The sequence below is a fragment of the Shewanella sp. MSW genome (assembly GCF_007636515.1).
Taxonomy (GTDB): Bacteria; Pseudomonadota; Gammaproteobacteria; order Enterobacterales; family Shewanellaceae; genus Shewanella; species Shewanella indica.
Map to the genome: position 1 here is coordinate 37,052 of NZ_LVDR01000005.1, position 26,474 is coordinate 63,525.

The window sequence follows — 26,474 nt, forward strand, 5'->3', positions numbered from 1 at the left end:
CACTTTGATCCCGGTGGGCCCTAACTCTTCCATTTAAATCAAGCCGAGAGCTTGTCCGCGGAAGGGTGTCACATATTGCACATAAACACTCTATAAGCTTTTGGTGTGGCTTTGGATAAGCGTTGTCCCCGGCCGAGTTCCGCTATAATTTAGGAACTTGCTCGCAGGCGGCGCTAATTATCCGTAAAAAGGAGCGCAAAATTTGATTAAGTCGAGTATTAATCCTCCGGTGTTTTTTTCGTCACTGATCTGTATCGCTATTCTGGTGTTTGTCGGCGCGGTTTGGCCGAATGAGGCACAGGAATTGTTCAAGGCAGCTCAATCTTGGCTGGAGTTGAAGGCGGGTTGGCTCTACATCATGGGTGTGGCGATTTTTCTGGTATTCATCATCTTTGTGATGGTGAGTCGCTTCGGTGATATCAAGCTTGGGCCGGATCATGCCGAGCCGGATTACAGCTATAAGAGCTGGATTGCCATGCTGTTCTCTGCCGGTATGGGAATAGGCTTGATGTTCTTTGGGGTCGGTGAGCCTGTGATGCATTATCTGGCGCCGCCGGATGCGGATCCCCATACAGTTGAAGCCGCCAAAGAAGCGATGAAGATCACCTTCTTTCACTGGGGTATTCATGCCTGGGCCATCTATGCGGTAGTGGCCTTGAGTCTGGCCTACTTCAGTTATCGGCATAAGTTGCCACTGCTGCCACGAAGCGCACTTTACCCTCTGATTGGCGAACGTATTTATGGCCCTATAGGTCACTGTGTCGATACTTTTGCCGTATTGGGTACCATGTTTGGTGTGGCTACCTCTTTGGGTTTCGGGGTATTGCAGGTTAACTCGGGGCTTAATTATCTATTGGGTGATATATTCCCTATCAATACCGGGGTGCAGGTGGCACTGATCATAGGTATTACTCTTATCGCCACAGGCTCTGTGTTTTCCGGCCTTGATAAGGGGGTAAAGCGCTTAAGTGAGCTTAACCTTGGGCTGGCTTTTGTGCTGATGATGATAGTGCTGCTGTTTGGTCCAACCGTCGCTCTGCTGCAGTCTTTCGTGCAAAACACAGGTGGTTACCTGAGTGAACTGGTGAGCAAGACCTTCAACCTTTATGCCTACGAGCAGAAGAATGATTGGCTCGGTGGCTGGACTCTGCTTTACTGGGGCTGGTGGATCTCCTGGTCACCTTTTGTCGGTACCTTTATCGCCCGGGTCTCCCGTGGCCGTACCATTCGTGAGTTTCTGGTGGGGATTTTGTTTGTTCCCAGTGGTTTCACCTTCTTGTGGATGACGGTTTTCGGTAATTCGGCGATAGATGCCATCATGAATCATGGCGCAGAATATCTGGCTACTGCGGTTTCCACCGATGTATCGGTCGCCCTGTTTACTTTCTTTGAGCATTTGCCGCTGTCCAATCTGCTGTCCATTATCGCCGTGTGTCTGGTGGTGACTTTCTTTGTGACTTCGTCAGACTCCGGCTCTTTGGTTATCGACAACCTCACCTCAGGCGGTGATGCCGATGCACCTGTATGGCAGCGGATTTTTTGGGCTTTGATGCAGGGTTTAGTGGCTTCTGTACTGCTGCTCGCCGGTGGCTTGCAGGCGCTGCAAACGGCGGCGATTGCCAGTGCCATGCCGTTCTTGTTGGTGATGTTGCTTATCTGCTTTGGCCTGTTCAAGGCGTTGCAGGATGACTGGCTCAAAATCAATAGTGTGCAGCTGCATACCACCAGTGTGCAGTACGCCAGAACCAGCGTGTCCTGGGAAGACAGAATAGATGTGCTGGTGTCGCATCCCTCTTACGAGCAGGCGCGGCGCTTTGTCGACAACGTGGCAACACCGGCGCTGTCCAAGGTCTCTCAGGGATTTTTATCCCGCGGTATCAATGCTGATCTCCAGTACGATGAAGACAGGGTGAGGTTGGTTATCGAAAATGAAGAGGTGCAGACTTTTGTTTATGGCTTGCGGATCCGTGCCTTTACGCTGCCTGTGACCCATCAAACTCAGGAAGAAGGTGAGGATGAATCACAAAATAACTACTTCCGGGTTGAAGTCTTTCTCGAACATGGTGGACAGTATTATGATGTGATGGGTTATACGGAAGAGCAGATCCAGGCAGATGTGGTGACTCAGTATGAGAAATACCTGCACTATCTGCATCTGTCCAGTGCAGAATATGTAGAGGGCCACTAAGCGGCCCGTTCATCGGAAAAGAAAGATGGCAGAACAGAGTAAATTGGATCGGGTGCTGGCACAGGCCCGTGAGTATCAGGCGAGTCGTGAAAAAGGCTATCGGGAGCAGGCGCTCAAGCTGTATCCCTGGGTTTGTGGCCGCTGTGCCAGGGAGTTCACCCACAAGAACTTGCGTGAGTTGACTGTGCATCACAGAGACCACAATCACGACAATAACCCTTCAGATGGCTCTAACTGGGAGCTGTTGTGCCTCTACTGCCATGACAATGAGCATTCCAGGTTTGAAGAGCTGGTGCAGTACGGCGACACCAGTGAAGCCAAACAGGCGCCGGCCACTTTCAATCCGTTTGCCGATCTCAAGGCGAGAATGGCAGCCAAAGATTGACCGCCTATCTTGCTCGGCCTGATAAGGCGTAGGCTACTCAATGGAAACCGTCTATCCAAGGGCGGTTTTTTTATATCAAAGGCGCTGATAAAAGCGGTTCTGACCTTGGCTTTGCGGTGATTTTGATACTGATAAATATTCTCATTAACCAGTAAAAAACCTTGTTACAGCTAGGTTTGCTTCGCTTTACTCTTTTGAATAACCCAGTATTGTTGAAAAAGTCGCCAATGGAATTTGAGCTGAGTAGGAGAATTGCGACAAAGTGTGTTTTGCCCCAGAGTTTGCGTTGGATTGTGCGGCCTGCAGTTTTATACTCGTCTGACAATTATTTCAAATCAAGATGGAAGCAAGCAAAATGACATTAGGGTCTCCTAAGGTAAGTAAGACACATTCTTTTATGACTGTGTCACTTATCGAGCTATGGGAACGTTTCGGTTATTACGGTATGCAGGCGCTTATCGTGTACTTCATGGTACAGCGTCTAGGGTTTGAGGACAGTCGCGCCAACCTGGTATGGAGTGCCTGTGCCGCATTGATTTATGTGTCGCCGGCGATTGGTGGTTGGGTCGGGGATAAGATCCTCGGTACCAAGCGCACCATGTTGCTCGGTGCCGGTATTCTGTCTCTGGGTTATGCCTTGATGACAGTGCCAACCGAAAACACCTGGTTCCTGTTTTCGGCTCTGGGGGTAATTGTTGTCGGTAACGGTTTGTTCAAACCCAATGCCGGTAACCTGGTGCGTAAAATCTATGAGGGGGACGACTCCAAGATAGACAGCGCCTTTACCATCTACTACATGGCGGTGAATGTAGGTTCTACTTTCTCCATGTTGTTGACTCCCTGGATTAAAGATTACGTCAACGCCAACTATGGCAACGAGTTCGGTTGGCACGCGGCTTTTGCCGTCTGCTGCGTGGGCTTACTGGTGGGACTGGGCAACTACGCCATGATGCGTAAAACTCTGGCCAACTATGGCTCAGAGCCGGATACCCGTCCGGTGGAAATGAATAAGCTGTTTGCGGTACTCGGCCTGGCGGCCCTTTCTGTAGTGGCTTCAGCCTTTATCCTTGAATATGAAGATGTGGCCCGCGCCTTTGTTTACACCGCAGGTGCTGCCGTACTCGGTATCTTTATCTACCTGATTAAAAACAGTGAAACCAGTGAGCGTGCCGGTTTGATAGCCGCCTTGGTACTGACGGTACAAACTGTATTCTTCTTTGTGTTCTACCAGCAGATGTCTACCTCGCTGGCGCTGTTTGCCCTGCGTAACGTCGATTGGAACTTCCAGGCCTTCGGTGTCGATCTGTGGACTTGGTCACCGGCGCAGTTCCAGGCCTTGAACCCTATCTGGATCATGTTGCTTAGCCCTGTGCTGGCCTGGGTTTATGCCTCTGCCGGACGTAACAACAAGGATATTTCCATCGCTGCCAAGTTCGCACTGGGTTTTGCCGTAGTGGCGCTGGGTTTCTTCATCTACAGCTTCGCCGGTATGTTCGCCGTCGATGGCAAGACCTCTTCCTGGGTGATGATCTGGGGTTACGGTGCATACTCACTCGGTGAGCTGCTGGTCAGTGGTTTGGGCTTGGCGATGATTGCCCGTTACGTACCTGAGCGCATGGGTGGCTTTATGATGGGGGCTTACTTTGTCGCCTCGGGCATCTCTCAGTATCTGGGTGGTGTGGTGGCCAACTTCGCCAGTGTGCCGAAGAACATTACAGATCCGCTTGAGACTCTGCCTATCTATACTAGCTTGTTCAACAAGTTGGGGATTGCGGCGCTGGTTTGTACCTTTATCGCGCTGGCGGTATTGCCGCTGATGCGTCGTCTTACAGAAACTCACCATTCCCATAACGGTAATGGCGCTGCCGGCTCAGCGCAGTAATGTCTGAGTGACCCATAAATTCCAAAAAGACCGCAATAGCGGTCTTTTTCTTTATTGAAGGCTTGGTTGCCTTGAACGCTTGAAGTTGTATCACGCTTTTTTTGCTTTGCTCTTGTCGCTGCGCCCAAGCCTGGCCTCTGCCTCGAGGTATTTGTCTCTACTGATAATGCCGCTGTTTTCCATGCCCGAAAAAGCGCGTTTTCGCTCCGGGAGTTTGGCAATAATGGCGCGTTTATCTTCGTCCGGGCAGCGGCTCCAATTGACGATTTCATCTATATGGCGCAGGCAGCCCATACAAAAGTCATCTTCATTGAGGCCGCAGCGCGCCACACAGGGAGATTGGATCATTCAACATCCTTTTTATCAATATTCTGTTCAGCGGCCGAATGTAGCGCCGTGAATTGGCGCGATTGATTTCGCTCGACCGATTTCACTCGACCATTTCGTTAGATTGAGTTCGTTAGATTGAGTTCGTTCGATAGTTTTGCCAGCTTGAGGGCACCAGTCTATTGTGGCAGATGCCGCGGTAAAAGCTTTGAGCAAATTTATACCTGAAAACAGCGGCGGCAGCTTTCGTTGCCAGGCCGCCAGGAAAAATGATGACTCGGGCTTTAGGCATAGTTTATTGAAATAATTATCCATTTTTAATCAATTTGTTATGTGAATTTGTCTTTACTGCTGGTTTTTCCTTTGGCTGTAAAGCTATCAGCAAGCGGGAGACTCAACCCCAGCTTGCGCAAAGGCTTTGCCCCCAGTTTGCTGCTTTGGAACGCTATTTTCCTCAAAGGCAGCCAGGGGCTATAATGCAGCCCTTTTAAGTTAATCGGGCCAGTAAAATGTGTGACTGCCAACAGAATTCCTCCCGGCAAGCCGAGCCAGTGGCTTACAGGGTTGAAACCCGGCTGACGGCAGTTGATTGCAGCTTGCCCGAGGTGAAAGCAGAGCTTCAACAGCTCAGCCAATTGTTGCTCTCAAGCCGCGAGCTTTGGAGTGTCAGAAGTTTCGAGCACCACAAGCTTCCCTGGCAGCAGCGCTTTGCCAAGCTGGCCGCAGCGCTCTGGGCTATTGATGACGATGCGCTCGAGACTGTGGATGCCAGTCAGTCATTGTTGTTGGCAACCCTTTGGCCAGCCTTGGCTGCAGGTTTGAGCGAGCATGAATTGGCCCTGTGGGACAAGAGACACTTTGCCTGGCAGCTCTTTGATTATCCGGCACCTGCAAAGGATAACGACCAACCTAAGCTCTGCGCGTCAACCGAGGCTCGGCTCAGCGCCGGTATCAAGGGCCGAAAATGGCAGCAGATAAGCCGCTTTGCCAATACTATAGCCACCCATAACAACCCCTTTCCTTTATTGGAGTGGTGCGCCGGGAAAGGGCATCTCGGGCGCCTGCTCAGCGCCTTGAGCGGCAAGGCGGTATTGAGCCTGGAGTGGCAAGCATCTTTGTGCGAAGCCGGCGAGCTAGCGGCAAAAAAACGTAACTTGCCGCAGCAATTTGTCTGCGCCGATGCCTTTGCTGCCGAGCCTTGTTATCTCAAGCCCAAGCAGCATGCCATTGCGCTGCATGCCTGCGGCGAGCTGCACCTGACGCTGTTGCGCCGCGCGGTTGCAAGTGGTACCGCCGTGGTCTCGGTTTCCCCTTGTTGTTATCACCTCTTGCCCTCCGGCGATATCACCCCCTTGAGTCTAGGTGCCCAAGAGCAGGCGCTGCGATTGGATAAGGCGGCGCTGCAACTGCCGCTTAATCACAGTGTTATTGCCAATCAAAAGGCGCGCGCCGACAGGATCAAAGAGGTCAGTTGGCGGCTCGGATTCGATAGTCTGCAGCGTGAAGTGCGCACTCGGGACACTTATCTACCACTGCCTGCTGTGCGGCAGAGTCAGTTGTCCGGCAGCTTTAAGGAGTTCTGTCTTTGGGCCGCGGCGCAAAAGGGAGTGCTATTGCCTGAGGCGGTGGATTTTGCCGCCTATCAGCACTTGGGGGAGCAAAGGCGCAGATTAACCGCCCGTATTGACTTGGCGGCACATCTGTTTCGGCCGGTTATTGAACGGTACCTGCTGCTTGATAGGGTCTGTTTCCTGTTGGAGGCAGGTTACCGGGTACAGCTCGGCGCCTTTTGCGAACAGGCCACCACGCCGCGCAACGCTTTGATCCATGCCTGGTTGCCTGGTGGCCGATAAATGAAATAACAAGGCCCGCTTGGACAGAGATGTCTCGCAAGCGGGGAATTAGTCGGCGCCAGGTACCGGCTTAATGCGTTTTTTATTGAATACCCCGGCGTTTCTTGGTCAAATGACGCCAGCCTGGGGCATAAGAGTTAATTATCACGACCCCAAAAGATAACAAGGGCACAGAGCGCCCGAGAGAGCGATTGGCTTTTCATGAATTATTCCCGTGTGTATATCAATAGTCTGGCTTATGAGTTGGCGCCGGAAATGGTGTCCAGCCGCGAGTTGGAATCCCGGCTTGCGCCGCTTTATCAAAAGTTTCGTATCCCCATTGGGCAACTCGCTGCCCTGACAGGCATTGAGGAGCGTCGTTGGTGGCCCAAGGGCTTCAAGGTTTCCCAAGGTGCAGTGTGCGCCGCCCAAAAGGCGCTGGCCGAGACTGGGCTGGAGCCCAAAGCACTTGGCGCCTTGGTTTACACCGGCGTGTGCCGTGACCAGCATGAGCCGGCCACGGCTTGCGCTGTGGCTTCTGCCATAGGTATCGGGCGTGACTGCGCCGTTTTTGATATCAGCAACGCCTGCCTGGGAGTCCTGTCCGGTATTCTGGATGTGGCCAACCGTATTGAACTGGGGCAGATCCGCGCCGGTATGGTAGTGTCCTGTGAATCATCCCGGGAGATAGTCGAGGCGTCCATAGAGCAGATGCTGGCCGATCCCAGCATGGCAAACTTTGCGGCGTCTCTGGCCACCCTGACCGGCGGCTCAGGTGCCGTGGCCGTTATCCTCACAGATGGTAGCTTGCCGCTTACCACCTCCCGCAAGCATCAGTTGCTCGGTGCCAGTCAGTTGGCGGCGCCGGAGCATCATCAGATGTGTCAGTGGGGTTTTGTCGAGGTCGGTAACCGCCTCTACCGTGAGGTGATGCGCACAGATGCCGTTGCCCTTTTGAAGGAGGGGGTGGAGCTGGCGCGCCAGACCTGGGAGCAGTTTTTGCAGCAGCGCCAGTGGCTTGCCGGACAGGTGGATAAGGTTATCTGTCATCAGGTGGGTGCTGCCAACCGAAAGCAAGTACTGGGCGCCCTGGGCATTGCCGAGCACAAAGAGTTTCCCACCTTTGCCCGCCTTGGCAATATGGGCACTGTCTCTTTGCCTGTGTCGGCGGCGCTGGCCCATGGTGAAGGCTTTTTGCAGGCAGGCGACCGGGTGAGCTTTCTTGGCATAGGCTCTGGACTCAACTGCATGATGCTGGGGCTGCGCTGGTAAGCTCTTGATATAGGCTTTAGACAATGCCCATTTGACAGAGCCCATTCGACAGAGCCCATTAGAATAGTGCCTAAATAACCAAAATTAACAACAGGATAGCCAATGGCCACCCTAGATACACTCTTCCCGTTCAAGCGTCATTTCATCACGCTCGGCGGCCACAAACTGCATTATGTGCATGAAAAACCCGCCGGAATTAACGGCCGACGCCCCGATGCCGTGGTGATGGTGCACGGTAACCCCAGTTGGTCTTTTTACTACCGTAACCTGGTGCAGGCGTTAAGCGACCAATATGAATGCGTGGTGCCGGATCATATCGGCTGCGGCTTGTCCGACAAACCGGGCGATGATGCCTATGACTATACGCTGGCGCAACGTATCGACGATCTGGAAGCACTGCTGGACAGTCTGGATATTCGCAGCAATATCACGCTGGTGCTGCATGACTGGGGCGGCATGATAGGCATGGGCTATGCCGCTCGCTATCCCGAGAGGATTAAACGCCTGGTGCTGCTCAATACCGCAGCCTTTGGTTTGCCAGAGAGCAAGCCCTTGCCGCTGGCGCTGAAAATCTGCCGCGATACCGCGCTTGGCACCCTGCTGGTGCGGGGCTTCAATGCCTTCTCGTCCGCCGCTTCCTATGTGGGAGTCAAACGTGCGCCCATGGCTGCGGATGTGCGCCGCGCCTACGTGGCACCATTCAACTCTTGGCAAAATCGGATCTCTACTTTGAGGTTTGTACAGGATATTCCGCTCAAGCCCGGTGACAGAAACTGGGAGTTGGTACAGTCGATTGATGCCAGTTTGCAGCAGTTTACCCAGGTGCCGACCATTATTCTTTGGGGCCTCAAGGACTTTGTCTTTGACCGGCACTTCCTTGAAGGTTGGCAGCAGCGCTTGCCCAAAGCCGAGCTGCATGCCTTTGCCGACTGCGGCCATTATATTCTTGAAGACGCCAGTGATGAGGTGATAGCCCATATTCGCCGCTTTATTGCTGAAACGGCAGTGACTAAAAGCGCCGACGAACAAACATCTAACGCTGACGAAAAGGCATCGGCGGAAACCGCCTTAGCCGGGAGCGCTGACTGAGATGCTCCCACCCGCCGAAGACTCGCAAATGGCTGCCAATGAACCGGCCCCGGAGGCAAACTCTGCCAAGGGGCACAACCTGTGTCGCCACCTGAAACAGGCGGCCATCAGCCAGAGCGAGGACCTGGCGGTTGCAGTGCAGCGCCGCCGCGCTGGCAAGTTCAGTTACCAGGAGCTTGATTTCAAGACCCTGGACAGCGACAGCGACCGACTCGCTTGCGCCTTGCTCGACTATGGCTTCAAGCCTGGGATGAAAGCCGTGCTTATGGTGACTCCGGGGATAGAGTTTTTTGTGCTTACCTTTGCCCTGTTCAAGGCGGGGATCATCCCTGTGATGGTGGACCCAGGTATGGGGATCGCCAAGCTCAAGCAGTGTCTGGCCGAAGCCGAACCCGACGCCTTTATCGGGATCCCCAAGGCCCATGTGGCCAGATTGCTGTTCGGTTGGGGCAAACCCAGTATCCGCTTGTTGCTGACGGCAGGTGAAGGCTTTCTTGGCCGTAACCCTCCTTGGGGTGGCAGCAGTGTCAGCCGTTTGCTGGCCAGGGCACCCGAGTCAGCCACATTTCCCATGGCGCAGCTCGGCGCGCAGCAGATGGCGGCCATCTTGTTTACCAGTGGCAGCACCGGCACCCCAAAAGGCGTGGTCTACAGCCACGGCATGTTTGAGGCGCAGATAACCGCGCTGCGAAATGACTATGGCATTCGTCCCGGCGAGCGGGATCTGTCTACCTTCCCGCTATTTGCCCTTTTTGGTCCGGCGCTGGGGATGGCATCAATTGTACCTGAAATGGATGCCAGCAAACCGATAACCGCCAGACCGGAAAACCTGTTTGCTGCCATAGAGCACTATGCCTGCAGCAATATGTTCGTGAATCCCGCCTTGCTCGACCGTTTGGGACAGGGCGGAAACGGGCGCCAGCTGCACAGCCTGAAGCGGGTGATATCGGCCGGCGCGCCGGCCGACCCCAAGGCGATAGCGCGTTTCTCCGCCATGTTGGCCGAGGATGTCGAAGTGCTCAACTCCTATGGCGCCACCGAATCCCTGCCAGTCTCCATGATTGGCAGCAAGGCGCTTGGCGCTACCGCCGCCATCACCGACAAGGGCGGCGGCATCTGTGTCGGTAAGCCGGTATCCGGAATAAGGGTCAGTATCATAGGGATCAGTGAAGATGCCATCGACAGTTGGTCGCCGACTCTCGAGTTGGCGACGGGGGAGATAGGCGAAATCGTCGTTGACGGCGCTGTGGTCAACCAGAGCTACTATCGCCGTGAAGGCGCCAACAAACAGGCCAAGATTGCCTATGAAGGCAGGCAACTGCACCGGATGGGCGATCTCGGTTATCTTGATGCAGAGGGCCGTTTATGGATGTGTGGCCGTAAGGCCCACAGAGTGGATGTCATTGAGGACGGTGAGCTGCAAAAGCGCTATCTGTCTATTCCCTGTGAGCGGATTTTCAATACCCATCCTCAGGTTAAACGTTCGGCATTGGTTGGCGTTGAACTGACGCAGAATAAGCCTGGCGGCGGTGGGAAAGTCCAAGAGAGCACTTTCTCTTATACTACTGGCGCTGATAGCACTTCTCTTGATAGCACTTCCCCTGATAGCACTGTGCCCGAAAAAGCGCCGCTTATCTGCATCGAGCTTGAGCAATCCCTGTCGCCAGTCGAGCAGCAACAGCTGTTTACCGAGTTGCAGGCACTTGCCGACAAGCAGCCACTGACCCGGGGCATCAGGCATTTTATGTTGCATCCGGGGTTTCCCATGGATGTGCGCCACAATGCCAAGATATTTCGCGAGCAACTTGCCGTTTGGGCGCAAAAACAGTTGGATGGAAACGGCTGAAAACCAAAATAGATAACAGAGACAGAAACCCACTATGGCCACATCTGCACCACGATCTCAATCACCTGAGTCAATAGCCTCGTCATCACAGGACTGTTCACCGGCCTCGTCGCAGGATTTGCCAGCGGCTTTGTCACAAGAGACTGCTGCTTTATTACAAGAGACCGCGGCTTTGTCACAAGAGAAAGGGCATGATGAACTTCATCCCGAGCTGTTGGCGCTGGCCCGGGAACTCGCGACCCGAGTCAAGCGGGTATTGGTGACAGGCGCCGGAGGCTTTTTGGGAGCGGCCATATGTCGGCCGCTGCTGGCCGCCGGTATTCAGGTAGTGGGGGTGGCCAGGGGCCATTATCCGGCGCTCGAGGCCATGGGAGCCACCATGGTGCGCGCCGATATTTGCGACAAGCAAGCATTGAAACAAGCCCTCGATGGCTGTGAGCTTATCTTTCACGTTGCCTCCAAGGCTGGAGTCTGGGGTGGCAGAGCAAGCTATTTTCGCCCCAATGTGTTGGGGACAGAAAACATCATCGCCTGCGCCCGTGAATTGGGGATTGGTTATCTGGTCTATACCAGCACGCCGAGTGTCACCTTCGATGGCAAGGATGAGGCCGGTATCGATGAGTCGGTTCCCTATGCCAGGCGTTATCTCAACCATTACGGCGCCTCCAAGTCGGAAGCGGAAGAGTTGGTGCTGGCCGGTGCCAAAGAGGGCTTGAAGACAGTGGCCATTCGGCCGCACCTGATTTGGGGGCCTGGCGATCCTCATTTGGTGCCCCGCGTGCTGGAGCGAGGTCGCAAGGGCCGGCTCAAGTTGGTGGGCCGTGAAGACAAATTGGTGGACACCATCTATATCGACAATGCCGCCTTTGCCCACCTGAGTGCGGCCAGAAGCCTGCTGGCCGAACCTAGCCGCTGCAATGGCAAGGCCTATTTTGTCAGTAACGATCAGCCCCTGACTATGGCGGCCATGCTCGACAGCATTCTTGCCTGTGACAATTTACCCGCGGTGGAAAAGCGGGTGCCGGCCACTTTGGCCTACGCCATTGGCGCCATGCTCGAAGGAATATACCGACTGCTGGCTATCAAGCAGGAGCCACTGATGACCCGCTTTGTCGCCAAACAACTTTCCTGCAGCCATTACTATGACATCTCAGCCGCCAAGCGTGACTTGGATTACAGGGTTATCGTCAGTATGGAACAGGGGATGAGTAAGCTAAGGCGCTCTCTTGGTCACTCGAACTAAGGAAGGTGCGAATAAGTCCTCGTGGCCTTCTCTTTTGTAGAGAGTGGCTACACAGCAATTGGCGTTCAAGGCATCTGACTGAAGGCATGCCGGGGCAAGTCGAAGTCGGCTTCCCTAAGCTCAAGAAAATCATAAGCAAATGATATGTTGCAGCTGTTGTCCGGCACAAAGCCGGCGCTTATTTATATCGAATTCAACGCCAAACGTATCAGACTCACCCTTGCCGACAGTCGCCTTAGCCTGGGACAAGTCAGCCTTGAGCCCTTTCCTGAGGTGGCGCTGCAAAAAAGTGAAATAGTCCAGCCAAGGTACCGCACATAGCATAATCCATCACCGGCGACATTTTTTGGAGCGCGAACCAGGGGGGGCCGCTCAGGATAATCAATGTATCTGCTAATTCTTCTTGATGATGCCTCGAGCCATTGGCAAACGGCACAAGAGAAAGTGTCCAGTAAAAGGTTATCGGTGTTAGCGAACAAAGTATGTTAAATGTATGATTTTTTGTTACAAGTTTTGCGGGTCGCAAGGTTTAAATCATGCTAGCTTGGTCATCATTTATCTCTCCGGCATGAGGAAACTATGCTCAGTATCGAAGCCCTAAGCAAGACCTATGATAACGGTGTTAAGGCACTGGATAATGTAAATCTACAGGTAGAGAAAGGGATGTTTGGTCTGCTCGGTCCCAACGGTGCAGGCAAATCCTCTTTGATGCGCACCATAGCCGCATTGCAAAGTGCCGATAGCGGCAGCATTAGTTTCGACGGCATAGACATTCTCAAACAGCCGCAAAAATTGCGCCAGACCCTGGGGTATCTGCCGCAGGATTTTAATGTTTACCCCAGGATCAGCGCCTGGGACTTGCTCGATCACCTGGCTATTCTCAAAGGGATCAACAACAAGGGTGAACGGCGTGAGATGGTGGATGGCTTACTGGCACACACCAACCTTTATCAACATAAGAATAAGGCGGTCAGCGGTTTTTCCGGCGGTATGCGTCAACGTTTCGGGATTGCGCAGGCGCTGCTTGGCGACCCCAAACTGTTGATTGTCGACGAACCCACTGCCGGCCTGGATCCTGAGGAGCGCAACCGTTTCCACAACCTATTGGTGAGCCTGGGGGAAGAGAAGGTGATTATCCTCTCGACCCATATAGTGGAAGATGTCTCGGAGCTTTGCGCCAATATGGCGGTGCTCGCCGCTGGTCAGATCCTGCTGCAGGGTAATCCCATGGATTTGGTGGCCTCTTTGGAGCAAAAAATTTGGACTCGCACCGTTAGCCAGGCCGAGGTCAGCGAGCTTGAACAACAGCTCAATGTGATTGCCAAACGCCTGTTTGCCGGTCGCACTGTGCTGCATGTCTGGGCCGATTCGGCGCCGGAAGGTTTTACTCAGGCAACGCCGGGGTTGGAAGATCTTTATTTCAGCACCCTGCATCGCCACCGCAACAGCAAGCCGGTTCAGGCTGCCTGAGGAACTGCCCATGTTTGTTTCCATGTTACGCTTTGAATGGCGCTACTATCTGCGGCAGCCATCTTTTTATGTTGTATCTTTGCTGTTGTTTTTAATCAGCTTTCTATCCGTTGTATCCAACAATGTGCAGATAGGTGGTGGCGGAGAGGTGCTGAAGAACAGCCCCTTCAGCATTGCCCAGACCCTGCTGATCATGAGCTTTATCTCCATGTTTGCCGTGGTCAACTTTGTCGGTAGCACAGCGGTGCGCAACCAGCAGCACGGGATGGAGGAACTGATCTATTCCAAACCGCTGACACCGCTGGCCTATCAGTTGGGGCGTTTTTTCGGCAGTTATCTGGTGGTCATGGCGGTGTTTTCCATGGTGCCGCTGGCGATGTGGCTCGGCTCTTTTATGCCTTGGGTCGATGCCAGCCGTTTCGGTGAAAATCGGCTCAGCTATTATCTGCTGCCCTTGCTGCTGTTGGCCGCGCCTAGCCTGTTGCTGATATCGGCGCTGTTTTATGCCATGGCCAGCCGTTTTCGCTCCATGATGGGTTTGTATCTGACCGCCGTAGCACTGCTTATTATCTATAACCTCACCGGCGAACTGGCCAGCCAGCCGCAGTTTCGCACCCTGGCGGCCATGTTGGATCCCTTTGCACTGCGCACCTTTGCCGACCTTACCCGTTACTGGACCATAGCCGAGAAAAACACCCAGTTGGTGGAGCTGACCGGTGTTATGCTCAGCAACCGCGCCATGTGGCTTTCTCTGGCTGTCATCTTGCTGCTTGTAGCCAAGGTTTGGCGCCAACCAACACTTACTCGCAAGAAGGACAAACGCGCCGGCAAGCAGTCTGCAACCCCGACATTGCAGCCTTTGCAGCAACTGAGCCGCGCAAGCTCGCCATCGACTTCGGCGCAGTTCAAGGCTCGAGTCGGCTTTGAAATCCGCCAGGTGCTCTACACAGCACCGTTTGTGATTTTGGGGCTGCTCACCGTCTTTAACCTGGTTGGGCCCATGTTCGGTGATTTTGGTTGGTATGGTACCTCCAACTGGCCGCTGACCCAGGACATGGTCGATAATATTGCCGGGGCCACCGGCTTGTTGATGGTGATAGTACTCATCTACTACAGCGCCGAGATTGTCTGGCGTGAGCGCAACTCCGGAATGGGGGACATAGTCGACAGTCTGCCGGTGCCGAACCTGGTGTTCTGGGCTTCCAAACTGGTGGCTGTGGTGTTGGTGATGGCGCTGCTGTACCTGTTGGCGACCCTGACTACAATTACGTTCCAACTGTTCAAGGGGCAGTACAATCTCGAATTGGCTCAATACGCCATCAGGTTGGGCTTCTACTATCTGTTGCCACTGCTGATGTCGGCGGTTTTGGCGTTCTTCTTTCAGGTACTCAGCCCGAACAAGTATGCCGGTATTGGGCTGTTTGTCGCTTACTACCTGACGACCTTTGTGATGGCAAGTTGGGGATTTGGTCATTCGCTGTATAACTTCGGCGCTTCCCCTTACCTGGTTTATTCGGATATGAATGGTTACGGCTGGGGACTCTTGAGCCACAGCCTGTATATGCTCTATTGGGGCGGTTTCTCACTGCTGCTGTTTGTGCTGGGTTATGGTCTCTATCACAGGGGGCCGAAACAGCCTCTGAAACACAGGTTTGCCCTGCTGGGCGGTCAGCTGGGGGCCAAGGGACGCTTGCTGGCGGCCTTTGGTGTGCTGCTGTTTGTTGCCAGCGGCAGCTATATCTTCTACCAGACCAAGGTGGTCAATCATTACTATACCAATGATGAGGAAACCGACCTGCGTGCCGACTATGAGAAGAAATTCAAGCAGTATGCGTCTTTGCCCGTGCTGACCACCACTGCAGTCAAGGCCGACATTGATATCTATCCCGAGTCACGGCGAATCGAGGCCGATATCAAGCTTGATTGGGTCAACAAACAGGACAAGCCGATAAGCAAATTACTGGTCAGTCTACCGTCCCACACCCGCGCGGAAGATCTTAGTATCACCTTACCGGGGGCGACTCTGGGCGAGTTTGACGATAAGTTCAATATCAGTTGGCTGGTGTTTGACAAGCCGTTGCCGCCGGGGGAGAAAATCAGCGGCCGCATTCATTTGATTCGGGAAACCCAAGGGGTTGAAGAGTCTAACTTTGATCTGTCTGTGGTCGAAAACGGCACCTTTATCAATAATATCGAGCTGCTGCCTCAGTTTGGGTATCAGGAAGGTTATGAACTCAGCGATCGCCACGAGCGTGAGAAACGTGGTCTTGAAGACAAACCAAGAGCCAATAAGCTGGAAGACACGCGCTTTTATCGGCAGAACTTCTTTGGCGTAGACGGCGACTTTATCGACTTTGAAGCCACGGTTTCCACCTCGGGCCAACAGATGGCACTGGTACCTGGATACCTGCAGCGGCAATGGCGTGAAAATGGTCGCAACTTCTTCCATTACAAGATGGACAGCCCCATGGTGAACTTCTATTCGATCCTCTCCGGACGTTTCGAAGTGGACCGGCAGCAGTACAAGGGCATAGTGATCGAGGTGTACTACCATTCGGCCCACTATTGGAACGTGGAGCGAATGATAGAGTCGGTGAAAGACTCTATCGACTATTACACCCAGGCTTTTGGTCCCTATCAACACAAGCAACTGCGTATAGTAGAGTTTCCCGGTTATCGCTCCTTTGCCCAGAGTTTTGCCAACACTGTGCCTTACTCTGAGCGTATCGGCTTTATCACCGACCTGCGCAACTCGGACAATATTGACCCCGTCTATTATGTGACGGCCCACGAAGTGGCACACCAGTGGTGGGGGCATCAGGTTGGTGCTGCCGATGTACAGGGCAGTGCGGTTATCTCCGAGAGCCTGTCACAATACTCGGCGCTGATGGTGATGGAGCACAAGTATGGCCCGCAGATGCTGCGCCGATTCCTCAAGTATGAGCTTGACCGCTACCTGCGAGGTCGCTCATCGGAAAGCAAGGGCGAACAGCCGTTACTGCGCAGTGAAGGGCAGGGTTATATCCATTATCAGAAAGGCTCGGTGATCATGATGGGGATCCGTGACCGCCTGGGGGAAGAACGGCTCAATGCCAATTTGAAGGCATTCCTTGAGCGCTACAAGTTCCGCGGCGATCCTTTCCCGACCACTCTGGACCTGCTCAGCTATCTGAAGCGGGATACGGACGGCGCCGAGGCGCGTTTCATTGAGGACTCCTTCTCTGAAATCAGCCTCTATGACCTGCGTCTGACCGAGGCCAAGGTAACCGAAACGCCGGAAGGCCAGTTTAAAGTCAGTCTGGATATCTATGCCCAGCGCCGGGTCGCTTCAGAGAAGGGCGCTGAGCAGGAGGTACCGCTGGACGAGTGGATTGATATAGGCGCCTTCAAGGTCAACCCGGACAAGCTCAAACAGGATGAACAGGTGCTGTCGCTGCAGAAATACCGGCTCAAGAGCGGCGAGAATCATCTCGAACTGGTGCTGAGCGAAAAGCCTGCCTATGTCGGGGTCGATCCCTTCATCAAGCTGGTAGACAGGGATTCAGGGGATAATATTTTCAAGCTTTAGAAAACCTTATAATAATTTCTTTCGTTTAGCCAAATGCCTCGCAATTAAGTTTGCGAGGCATTTTCTGCTCATGTATTCCCTATCAATTCAGCGGCGCCTTCCGCGCTGACGGCTATTCAACTCCTTAGTTTGCTGTGCTCGACTATAGTTTATGAATATAGCCAGCCGATGATTAATTGACTTGTCTCGTCATAGGCACTCTATACCATCGCCTATCTGGCTGGGTTTCGAACGGCTGACAAAGCTTTGAGTGGCTCAAACTTCTATAAGGAATGGGATTATGTCTATGGTCAGTGCCAAAGAGTTTGCCGACTGGCTTTATAAGCGCTTCGAGCAGGTAGAACACGGGGTCAGCATGAGTCGTGAGGATATCAACCAGCTAACCGGGCGGCAGAATTTTTCCATGGTATTTGTCCATGATATTCACTATGAATTGATGCAGCACGGTATGGCGTTTGTGACAGATACTTCTCGTGAGCAGTTCTTTCTGGTGCGTGTCTGCCCCATGCCTTGGCGGCAGCAACTGGAGCAGCAATTTGACAAGGAGATCTTCAACAATGTCATCTCCATTAATATGTCCCGCTGAAATAGTTGCATCTATCTGTTTGTCAGTCACAGGTGTTATGAAAGCCGAGCGCTCAACCTTCCTTAGTCCTTAATTACCGCTGCCAACACCCCAAACTGACGACAAACAGCTAGCTTAAGCGGGAAGACAGGCGCTAAAGCCTGAGTAAAATCATAAAATTAATGCAAATTCACTTGTCGCGGACCTGAGTTTTTCTTACTTTGGAATGAAACTGATTATCAAAGAGGCCACTTATGAATACTCATCTGGAGCTGCAACTGAAACATTGGCTGGAGATAGATCCCGACCCTAAAACCCGGGATGAGCTGTTGAGTCTTAAAGCCGAAGGCAATGAAACTGAATTGTCAGCTCGCTTTGCCGGCCGTTTGGCCTTCGGCACCGCCGGTCTCAGGGGCGTGGTCGGCGCCGGTCCAATGCGGATGAACCGTTTGGTTATCCGCCAAACCACAGCGGGCCTGGGGCAGTATCTGCTCGCCCAGGTCAAGGATGCCGCCAGCCGCGGTGTGGTGATAGGTTTCGATGGCCGCCATGATTCACGTACCTTCGCCCATGATGCCGCCAGCGTATTGACCGCCATGGGGATTAAGGTGCGGCTCACCGCCAAAGTAGCTGCCACGCCGCTGGTGGCCTTTGGGGTGAAACACTTTGAAGCTGCCGCTGGTATCGTAGTGACCGCAAGCCATAACCCGCCGCAATACAATGGTTACAAGGTCTATTGGGGCAATGGCGCGCAGATCATTCCGCCACACGACTCAGGTATTGCTGCCTGCATCGACAAGGCTGCCAATGAAGAGCTGCCTTGGCTGGAGCAAAGTGAAGCCACCAAGCAGGGGAAACTCATTTGGCTGCAGGATGATTTCTATCAGGATTATCGCCGCGGTGTGTTCCATGCTGATGTGTTGCAGCACAAAACAGCGCCAGAAAGGGTGAGCCTGGCCTATACCGCCATGCATGGTGTTGGCGCAGAAATGGCCAAGACAGTGCTCAAGGATGCCGGATTTACTCAGGTTTATTCTGTCGCCGCCCAGGAAAAACCGGACGGTGACTTCCCAACGGTTAAGTTCCCTAACCCGGAAGAGAAGGGCGCCATGGATCTGGTGATTGCCGAGGCCAAACAGCATCAGGCGCTGCTGGCCTGTGCCAACGATCCGGATGCCGATAGGCTGGCGGTGGCCGTGCGCCGCGATGACGGCGAATATCAAATGCTCACCGGCGATCAGGTGGGAGCCTTGCTGGGCCACTATCTATTGTCCAAGGCGCCGGCCAATCAGCGTTTGCTGGGAACCACTATCGTCTCTTCAACCTTGCTCTCTAAAATCGCCAAGGCCAAGGGCGGTGAGTTTTATACCACGCTCACAGGTTTCAAGTGGCTCACCAATGTTGGTATGCAACGCCAGAGCGACAACAATAAATTCCTGTTCGCCTATGAAGAGGCGCTGGGCTACACAGTGGGCAGTATGGTGTGGGATAAGGACGGCCTGTCGGCGCTGGTGGCTTTTGCCCAGCTGACAGCCGAGCTGGCGGCACAGGACAAAACCATCTGGGACAGACTGGAACAACTCTATCGCGACTATGGCTTGCACCTCAATACTCAAGTGAGCATAGCGCTCAAGCCGGGAACGCCGGATATCGGGGCCCATCTGCGGGCCAATCCCCCCGAGTCCATCGCCGGTATGGCAGTATTGGTGATCGAGGATCTCAAATCGGCCGAGCGACGTTACGCCGATGGGCGGCGGGAGATTATCGAATTACCGGCCAGTGATGTGTTGACCTTCCACCTTGAAGGTGGTGCCCGGGTGATAGTGCGTCCCTCGGGAACCGAGCCCAAGATCAAGTGTTATTACGAGGTGGTTGAGCCTATGCTGGCCAGCGACAGTCTGGCTGATGCCGAAAGCCGCGCTAGAACTGCATTGGATGCCTTCGTCAGTGGCCATCAGGCATCGTTACCCAAGTAGATAATCGGGTCGGTGATATTTGACATAGGAATTGATCCATTTTGAGAGTGAAAGAAAGGCATTGACGAATACAAGCGCCAAATGCGGATTAGTTTGCCACTTTTTTAGATAATCAGGCATGTTTTACTCATTACTTGGCTGAAAAATAAAACGGCGTTTTAATAGACAAAGCATAGAGACAACAAGGGCTGCAGAAGGATGGTTAAAATCTCTCTGAAGCCCTTAATTTTATTGATGTTCGTTTAACTGTTTTGCATCGGGTTTTTTTATCCATAAAAGGCCTGCTAGAATAGCGCAATTTTGTGTGCTTTCTCGCGGTGAAAGGAACCCCTAGTGGAATTTTTATACGAGTACGGACTATTTCTTGCCAAGGCGATTACCCTGGTGGTTGCTATCGGCGCCATAGTGGTGATTGTGGTGGCATCGGCAGTAAAACAAAAGAGTGACAGGGGCGAGTTGAAACTGACTCATCTCAGTGATGAACTCAAATCGCTCAAGCATCATCTCAAGGCTGAGCTCTTGGGCAAAAAGGCGTTCAAGGCCTATGAGAAACAACTCAAAGCTGAGCAAAAAGCCCATGACAAGGCACTGGATGCCGGGGACGTCAAAGATCCCAAGGTATATGTCATCGAGTTCAAAGGCGGCATAGAAGCCGCCGAAGTCGCGTCGCTGCGGGAAGAGATCAGCGCTATTTTGGCTATTGCAGAGGAAGGGGATGAAGTCGTAGCCAGTGTTGAGAGTGGTGGTGGCATGGTTCATGGGTATGGCTTGGCAGCCAGCCAACTGGACAGGATCCGCAGTGCCGGATTGCCGTTGACTATATGCGTGGATAAAGTAGCTGCCAGTGGCGGTTATATGATGGCCTGCGTTGCCGATCGTATTATTGCTGCACCGTTTGCTATCATAGGTTCTATAGGTGTTGTTGCCCAATTACCCAACTTTAATAGGCTGCTGAAGAAGCATGACATTGATTATGAGCAGCATACCGCCGGTGACTTTAAGCGTACTCTGACACTCTTTGGTGAGAATACTGATGAAGGCAGAGCCAAGTTCCAACAGGAACTGGAAGAAACCCATTTGCTGTTCAAAGACTTTGTCGGTCGTTATCGGCCGCAACTGGAGCTGGACAGGGTTGCAACAGGTGAGCATTGGTATGGTCAGCAAGCTATAGAGCTGGGACTCATAGATGAAGTGGGCACCAGTGACGACCTCTTGCTGAAGCTGGCCTCGGATCGGACTGTGATCAAAGTGAAATATCAGCTGCGTAAGAAACTGGCCGACAAGTTGGCTCACAGCGCTTCTTTGATGCTCAACGCCTGCTATAACAAGTTGGCTGAGAAAAATCGACCAATCTAACCTTTGGTATCTCGCTAACTCGATAATCAGACCCCGGCTTCCCGGGGTTTTTTATGCGGTGTGTCTTTAATTCTCTTGCTGGATACGCTAAAACCATTTTTGGTAATTAACAAAAAGACAACAATGGCTATGCAGATCAAATACCGAGCCAATATGATGGTTGGGGATCAGGCGTACCCGGCTTTTGAACTGGCCAACCTTATTCGTTTTATTCAGTCACAATTGGGAACCGAGGCTGCTGAAGAGATATGCCTGCACATAGGTACGGGTATCAATGAGCTCAAGGAGTGCCAATGGGTAAGGGTTTGGCAACTCAGCGCCACGATAGCGTTTCTAATGCAACGCAGTCGACGTGAGGATGTTAGCCTGTTGGCCGGGCTCTACACTCGGGTAACTGATTTGGGTTTTCTGTTGCCTTTGCTTGGAGAATGTCGGAGCCTTGGTGAGTGCCTGGAGTTTGTGCTAAATCATCCCAAGTGGGTGGGCAGCTTTGCTGATCTTTTACTGCTGGAGGATGAGCATCAAATCCGTCTGCGCTGGCTTAATACCGGCCGGGCCGAACCGTTAATCTATCGTGGTGAATTTCTTCACAGTATAGGCGCATTACTGAGTTTGGCGCGGGAGTTGACCGGACAAGAGATAGTTTTTAACGCTATCAGTGTTACCGGCATCTTGATGCAGTCTGCAAGTTTGGTAAAACTGGCCAAGCGGGTGGAGTTCCAGAGTGATTTCAATGAATGGCGCCTCGACAAATCTTGGCTGACGCTTGCGGTGGATCTGACTCAGTTCTCAGGTCGCAGTCAAAGTTTTGAGCAGCAGAGTTCGCTGGTTGAAAAAATTATTGACGAACTTGATGGCGATTTCCCCTTGGTGCCAACGTTGGAAACCATGGCACTCAGGTTACACATGAGCAGTCGTAGTTTGAGGCGCAAGTTGGCGGCCCTTGGCAGCAGTTATCAACGCCTGGTGGATCAGCAAAGGTGTCAGCGAGCGGTAAGCTGGATCCTCGAAGGCCAACTGTCGGTGAGCGAGATTGCCGAGCGTTTGGGGTATAGTGATAGTTGTCACTTTCGTCAAAGTTTCAAGCATTGGCTCGGGTATCCACCCGGTTATTTCAGCCGTTTGGGGCAGCAAAACTAACCAAGGCCAGGTTCATTTTATCCTGACCAGTTTAGTCATAAATAATCTGCTGTTGAGACCTTTGCGATTCTGCGATAAGCCTTTTGCACTGATTCAGTGGATCTCCCTGACGCTGGAAAGCGTGTTGTCTTGCTGTTCCAATTGATGGGTCAGGGTTTCAACATCAATAAACAGGGTTTCGGGTTTCAGTTCTCTGTTGGGTTGGCAAATACAGGCCGCCAGACGGTAGTCCAGCTGCAGGTGATGAAATTTGTTGTATTCTTCGCTGAACTTGTTGATTTTCTCATTAATCCGTTCGATGACCTTTTGGGCTCCCATCTTATCGACGTTGAATAGACCGAGGGCGAACAGTTGGTGGTTGATGCGTCCCAATAGATCAGTATTGCGCAGCAAGGCTTGCTGCACCTGTTTGGCAAAGAATTCCAGCAAGTGAGGTTGGTTAACTGTTTCATGTATGTGAGGGCAAAGATACAATAGCGCCAGACTCTGGTGATCTCGCAGATGGCGATACCATTCACGGTGAAAGACTTCCATAAAATAGGTCCGGTTATAGACCCCGGTTTCCGGATCCCTGAAACCCGAGTTGCTGAAGGAATAAATCATGGGTTGGCTCCGAGCTAGTGACTGCTACAAGTATAGTTAACCAATCCATCTACTGAGTTGTGACAGGAGAATAACGACAATGAAAAAAGGGTTTTTGCTGTGCTCTATTATTTTGGCGTTGAGCGGTTGCTCTAAAGAGGAGAGCAGTTTGGTGACTCAGCCACAGGCGGAGCAACAGCCCGCTGCGGCAATGGTACAAACGGCAGAGCAGGCTTACCTCGCCATGGTGGATCAATTTTTCAAGGATTACCTCAAGCTTGAGCCCATCTACGCCACCTTTGTTGGGGTCAATGACTATAACGATACTTTCGGTGGCGATCTCTCCGAGGCCTACCTCAAGCAGCGCCATGAACTTAACAGTCGCTACGCCGCCCAGGCCAAGACCATAGACAAACAAGCTTTGCCCGAACAGTTGCAACTCAGTTACGACATGTTTGTTTATGACAGGGATATGGCGTTAGTGGATGAAACCTTCCCCAGCCGTTTTATGCCGATAAGCCAGTTCTACAGCACAGTGATTACCATGGTGCAGCTTGGCAGTGGTGAGAGTGCCCAGCCTTTCAATACCCCGCAGGATTACGCCAACTGGCAGCAGAGGGTGAAAGGTTTTGTCAAATGGACAGAGCTGGCGAAACAGCGTATGGATGAAGGCATTGCCAGCAAGGTTGTGCTGCCACGGGTATTGGTCGAGCGGCTTATCCCTCAGTTGCAGGCGCAGTTGGTGGATAAGCCTCAAGATAGCATTTTCTACGCCCCTGTGACCAAGATGCCCGAGAGTTTCAACGCCGCCGAACGCGCCTTGATTGAGCAGGAATACCAGCAGATGATCAGCCAAGAACTGCTGCCGGCTATCGCCTCACTCAAGCAATATTTCGAGCAAACCTATCTGCCGGCCTCGCGGGCCACTGACGGTTGGTGGGCGCTGCCTAACGGTAAAGTTTGGTACCAACATCTGGCCAATGCTCATACCACAACCACTATGGCGGTGGACGATATTCACCAAATCGGCCTCAAGGAAGTGGCGCGGATCCTCGATGAAATGGACAAGGTGCGCCAGCAAGTGGGTTTTGAAGGTGATCTCAAGGCCTTCTTTGCTTCACTGTCATCCGAGCCAGAATACTTCTTCAGTGACAGGCAGGGCTTAATTGACGGCTATATGGTGCTTAAGGATAAAATCAATGCCGTATTGCCCGGTTACTTCAATGTGATGCCCAAGGCCGACTATGTGGTGAAGCCGGTTGAAAGCTTCCGTGAAAAATCGGCTGCGGGAGCTTCCTATGAAGCACCGGCCGTCGATGGCAGTCGTCCAGGGGTGTTTTACATCAACACCTATAATCTGAAAGCTCAGCCCAAGTGGGGCATGACTACCTTGTCATTGCATGAGGCGGCGCCGGGTCACCACTTCCAAATAGCTATCAAGCAAGAGCTGCAGGGCGTGCCTGAGTTCCAACGTTTCAGCGGTTACACCGCCTTTGAAGAGGGCTGGGCCCTCTATGCCGAATATCTTGGAATAGAGATGGGTTTGTTTGAAGATCCGTACCAGTATTTCGGCAAGCTCTCGGATGAAATGCTGCGGGCGATGCGTCTGGTGGTGGATACTGGCCTGCATGCCAAGGGCTGGAGCCGTGAACAGGCGATTCAGTATATGAAAGACAACTCTCCACTGGCGGAAAGCGACATCATCGCCGAGGTGGAGCGCTATATGGCAATTCCTGGTCAGGCACTGTCTTATAAAGTTGGTCAGCTGAAGATCCTGGAGCTCAGAGCCCGGGCCGAGAAAGCCCTGGGGGATAATTTCGACCTCAAGGCCTTCCACGATCAAATCCTTACCACAGGTTCCTTACCCATGGCGGTGATGGAAGCCAAGATAGATCTCTGGATAGAAAAACAGCTGAAGCAAAAAGCATCAGCCTGAGACTGAATTTAAGTCGAGTCTTTGATAAGCAAACTCAAAACGCCGTCATCTGACGGCGTTTTTTAGCTTCGACTCACGGCCTGCCATTATTGTTGTGTCAGTTAACTTCTGACACAGAATGATATTATACTGGCCGGGTTTGTTCGGTGACCGACCGAAAAAAGGCCACTTGGCCAAGATTATTGAGGAGCAAATTATGGTACAGGCAACAGCAAGACATCTACTGGTAAAAACCGAAGCAGAATGCGCCAGCTTGAAACAACAGATTATCGATGGCGCCGATTTTGCCGAGTTGGCCCGTCAACATTCTGCCTGTCCTTCTGGTGCACAAGGCGGCGAGCTGGGCTCATTTGGCCCGGGAATGATGGTGCGTGAGTTTGATGAAGTGGTGTTCAGCGCGCCGCTCAATGAAGTACAGGGGCCGGTGAAAACGGCTTTTGGTTTTCACCTGCTTGAAGTTACCAGTCGCGGTTAAGCTGTAAGAGTTTAAGCAAGTGATAGAAATCTATACCGATAGACTCAGGCTCAGGACTCTGAAGGAGCAAGATTGGCCGGCGTTTCTGGCACTGCATTGCGATCCTGAGGTGGGCCGCTTTGTTAGAGATCCCGAACCCGAACCACTGCTCAAAGCCAAGTTTGAGCAGCGAAGCCAGCCTTGGCGTTATGAGTCCGGCGACTGGCTGACGCTGGTGATTGAAGAATTGGGCAGTGACAGCTTTGTCGGCTTGACCGGCTTTTACTGCGTCGATCCTGAGCTGGCGCAGGCCGAGGTGGGTTACCTGTTGCATCCAGATATGCAGGGGAAGGGCTATGCCACTGAGTCGCTGCGCGGGGTAATAGATTGGGGCTGTTTGAGCTTCAATATTCATAAGTTCATCGGTCACTGCGCCAATGATAATCTGGCTTCGGCCAAGGTCATGGAGAAGTGCGGCTTCGAGCTTGAGGGAATATTGCGGCACAACTTCCGTATCGGCGATCTTTGGGTGGATGACAGGGCCTATGGCCTGCTCAGTGATGAGCGTCGTTGACTTCTCTCCCCCAAGCGGATGCTTGCTGCTATAATCCGCCCCAAATAGAGTCAATTCCAGCAAGGCAAGGTCACAGTGACACAGAAAATGAGCGAATTCACCCTCAATAGCGGCGATGAGTATATTGAGCTTTATAAGGTGCTGAAGGCAGAAGGCATGACCAGTGCCGGCGCTGAGGCCAAGCATGTGATTGCCGAAGGGCTGGTGCTGGTCAATAACGAAGTTGAAACCCGCAAGCGCAAGAAATTGCTGCCGGGCGATCTGGTCAGCTTCAACGGCGAAACGGTTAAAATAGTGGCGGCGCAATAAGCGCAAGGGGAACAGAATGCAATTTCCAGATGATGACAACGGCAAGATGCTGCAGGCAATGCAGGAGTCGGGTATCGACCTGAGCAAGCCTTTGGATGTGGACTTTTTCCTGGTGTTTGATGATCAGCGCGACGCTGAATCGGCATTGGAAGATTTGAGTCAATCCGAGCAGGCCGGCGAAGTTGAGCTGCAGTTCAACGAAGAGATAGAAAAGTGGGAGCTGATTGTCTGCATCAATATGGTGCCCGAGTATCAGGCATTGGTGGCGCGCGAAACCGAGCTGAACAGCTTTGCCGCCGAGTTTGATGGTATGACAGATGGTTGGGGCGTGATGCAGCATCAGGACGGCGATGACGAGTTTGCCGATGATGACCATGAGTGTGATGAGCACTGCCACCACTGAAGATAAGTGAATTTTTCCTGAGCCACCCAAATTTGGGTGGCTTTTTATTCTCTAGCTTTTTATTCTGCCCCCACTGA

Annotated in this window: 23 protein-coding genes; 20 read left to right on the forward strand and 3 right to left on the reverse strand. The window is 52.6% G+C overall.

Annotated features, from left to right (window positions below):
* The first annotated feature begins 202 nt into the window (after nucleotides 1–202).
* From AYI96_RS06605 to AYI96_RS06615, 3 genes are all read left to right on the forward strand, one after another.
* Nucleotides 203–2,188 carry a BCCT family transporter gene (locus AYI96_RS06605; RefSeq protein WP_039033931.1) on the forward strand — a complete coding sequence of 662 codons (1,986 nt, stop codon included), beginning with the start codon at nucleotides 203–205 and terminating at the stop codon, nucleotides 2,186–2,188.
* Between the two features lie 25 nt (nucleotides 2,189–2,213).
* The gene (locus tag AYI96_RS06610; protein WP_025009816.1) at nucleotides 2,214–2,573 is read left to right on the forward strand and encodes a YajD family HNH nuclease; all 360 of its coding nucleotides are present in this window, start codon (nucleotides 2,214–2,216) and stop codon (nucleotides 2,571–2,573) included.
* Between the two features lie 355 nt (nucleotides 2,574–2,928).
* Nucleotides 2,929–4,455 (forward strand): peptide MFS transporter, encoded by a 1,527-nt coding sequence (locus AYI96_RS06615; protein WP_039033932.1) that lies wholly within the window; start codon nucleotides 2,929–2,931, stop codon nucleotides 4,453–4,455.
* Nucleotides 4,456–4,545: 90 nt separating this feature from the next.
* Here AYI96_RS06615 and AYI96_RS06620 read toward each other — a convergent pair whose 3' ends face one another.
* Both AYI96_RS06620 and AYI96_RS06625 read right to left on the reverse strand, forming a co-directional pair.
* On the reverse strand, nucleotides 4,546–4,800 hold the full coding sequence (locus AYI96_RS06620) for a DUF1289 domain-containing protein (protein WP_039034010.1): 255 nt from the start codon (nucleotides 4,798–4,800) through the stop codon (nucleotides 4,546–4,548).
* Nucleotides 4,801–5,111: 311 nt separating this feature from the next.
* Nucleotides 5,112–5,306: a hypothetical protein gene (locus AYI96_RS06625; RefSeq protein WP_039033934.1), complete on the reverse strand. Its 195-nt coding sequence runs from the start codon at nucleotides 5,304–5,306 to the stop codon at nucleotides 5,112–5,114.
* A gap of 27 nt (nucleotides 5,307–5,333) precedes the next feature.
* On the opposite strand from AYI96_RS06625, the gene AYI96_RS06630 reads away from it, so the two are divergent.
* From AYI96_RS06630 to AYI96_RS06680, 12 genes are all read left to right on the forward strand, one after another.
* Nucleotides 5,334–6,635, forward strand: a complete 1,302-nt coding sequence (locus AYI96_RS06630; RefSeq protein ID WP_260852960.1) for a class I SAM-dependent methyltransferase — start codon at nucleotides 5,334–5,336, stop codon at nucleotides 6,633–6,635.
* A gap of 201 nt (nucleotides 6,636–6,836) precedes the next feature.
* Nucleotides 6,837–7,886, forward strand: coding sequence for a 3-oxoacyl-ACP synthase III (locus tag AYI96_RS06635; protein WP_039033935.1), 1,050 nt, complete (start codon nucleotides 6,837–6,839; stop codon nucleotides 7,884–7,886).
* A gap of 102 nt (nucleotides 7,887–7,988) precedes the next feature.
* Nucleotides 7,989–8,975: an alpha/beta fold hydrolase gene (locus AYI96_RS06640; protein ID WP_144361266.1), complete on the forward strand. Its 987-nt coding sequence runs from the start codon at nucleotides 7,989–7,991 to the stop codon at nucleotides 8,973–8,975.
* A gap of 1 nt (nucleotide 8,976) precedes the next feature.
* Nucleotides 8,977–10,821 (forward strand): fatty acid CoA ligase family protein, encoded by a 1,845-nt coding sequence (locus tag AYI96_RS06645; RefSeq protein ID WP_409928938.1) that lies wholly within the window; start codon nucleotides 8,977–8,979, stop codon nucleotides 10,819–10,821.
* A gap of 172 nt (nucleotides 10,822–10,993) precedes the next feature.
* Complete coding sequence (gene oleD, locus AYI96_RS06650) at nucleotides 10,994–12,064, forward strand: 2-alkyl-3-oxoalkanoate reductase (protein ID WP_409928939.1); 1,071 nt, start codon at nucleotides 10,994–10,996, stop codon at nucleotides 12,062–12,064.
* A gap of 144 nt (nucleotides 12,065–12,208) precedes the next feature.
* Entirely contained in the window at nucleotides 12,209–12,385 is a 177-nt protein-coding gene (locus AYI96_RS20290) for a hypothetical protein (RefSeq protein ID WP_186300033.1), read from the forward strand.
* Between the two features lie 258 nt (nucleotides 12,386–12,643).
* Nucleotides 12,644–13,534, forward strand: coding sequence for an ABC transporter ATP-binding protein (locus AYI96_RS06655; protein ID WP_144361268.1), 891 nt, complete (start codon nucleotides 12,644–12,646; stop codon nucleotides 13,532–13,534).
* Nucleotides 13,535–13,544: 10 nt separating this feature from the next.
* Nucleotides 13,545–17,102, forward strand: coding sequence for an ABC transporter permease/M1 family aminopeptidase (locus AYI96_RS06660; protein ID WP_144361269.1), 3,558 nt, complete (start codon nucleotides 13,545–13,547; stop codon nucleotides 17,100–17,102).
* 280 nt (nucleotides 17,103–17,382) lie between these two features.
* Complete coding sequence (locus tag AYI96_RS06665) at nucleotides 17,383–17,688, forward strand: hypothetical protein (protein WP_025009827.1); 306 nt, start codon at nucleotides 17,383–17,385, stop codon at nucleotides 17,686–17,688.
* A 233-nt stretch (nucleotides 17,689–17,921) separates the two neighbouring features.
* Nucleotides 17,922–19,643 carry a phospho-sugar mutase gene (locus tag AYI96_RS06670; RefSeq protein ID WP_144361270.1) on the forward strand — a complete coding sequence of 574 codons (1,722 nt, stop codon included), beginning with the start codon at nucleotides 17,922–17,924 and terminating at the stop codon, nucleotides 19,641–19,643.
* Nucleotides 19,644–19,976: 333 nt separating this feature from the next.
* Nucleotides 19,977–20,999: a protease SohB gene (gene sohB, locus AYI96_RS06675; RefSeq protein ID WP_039033942.1), complete on the forward strand. Its 1,023-nt coding sequence runs from the start codon at nucleotides 19,977–19,979 to the stop codon at nucleotides 20,997–20,999.
* Nucleotides 21,000–21,128: 129 nt separating this feature from the next.
* Complete coding sequence (locus tag AYI96_RS06680; RefSeq protein ID WP_186300035.1) at nucleotides 21,129–22,139, forward strand: AraC family transcriptional regulator; 1,011 nt, start codon at nucleotides 21,129–21,131, stop codon at nucleotides 22,137–22,139.
* 93 nt (nucleotides 22,140–22,232) lie between these two features.
* Here AYI96_RS06680 and AYI96_RS06685 read toward each other — a convergent pair whose 3' ends face one another.
* Entirely contained in the window at nucleotides 22,233–22,742 is a 510-nt protein-coding gene (locus tag AYI96_RS06685; RefSeq protein ID WP_071476226.1) for a diguanylate cyclase domain-containing protein, read from the reverse strand.
* Between the two features lie 79 nt (nucleotides 22,743–22,821).
* Between AYI96_RS06685 and AYI96_RS06690 the strand changes: the two genes are divergently transcribed.
* The 5 genes from AYI96_RS06690 to AYI96_RS06710 all read left to right on the forward strand — a co-directional run bounded on the left by AYI96_RS06690 (nucleotide 22,822) and on the right by AYI96_RS06710 (nucleotide 26,397).
* Nucleotides 22,822–24,657 (forward strand): DUF885 domain-containing protein, encoded by a 1,836-nt coding sequence (locus AYI96_RS06690; protein WP_071476227.1) that lies wholly within the window; start codon nucleotides 22,822–22,824, stop codon nucleotides 24,655–24,657.
* Nucleotides 24,658–24,853: 196 nt separating this feature from the next.
* On the forward strand, nucleotides 24,854–25,132 hold the full coding sequence (locus AYI96_RS06695) for a peptidylprolyl isomerase (protein ID WP_071476228.1): 279 nt from the start codon (nucleotides 24,854–24,856) through the stop codon (nucleotides 25,130–25,132).
* 19 nt (nucleotides 25,133–25,151) lie between these two features.
* Nucleotides 25,152–25,685, forward strand: coding sequence for a GNAT family N-acetyltransferase (locus AYI96_RS06700; protein WP_039033946.1), 534 nt, complete (start codon nucleotides 25,152–25,154; stop codon nucleotides 25,683–25,685).
* Between the two features lie 87 nt (nucleotides 25,686–25,772).
* Nucleotides 25,773–25,994: an RNA-binding S4 domain-containing protein gene (locus AYI96_RS06705; RefSeq protein ID WP_037475159.1), complete on the forward strand. Its 222-nt coding sequence runs from the start codon at nucleotides 25,773–25,775 to the stop codon at nucleotides 25,992–25,994.
* A 16-nt stretch (nucleotides 25,995–26,010) separates the two neighbouring features.
* On the forward strand, nucleotides 26,011–26,397 hold the full coding sequence (locus AYI96_RS06710; RefSeq protein ID WP_025011246.1) for a ribonuclease E inhibitor RraB: 387 nt from the start codon (nucleotides 26,011–26,013) through the stop codon (nucleotides 26,395–26,397).
* Nucleotides 26,398–26,474 lie beyond the last annotated feature (77 nt).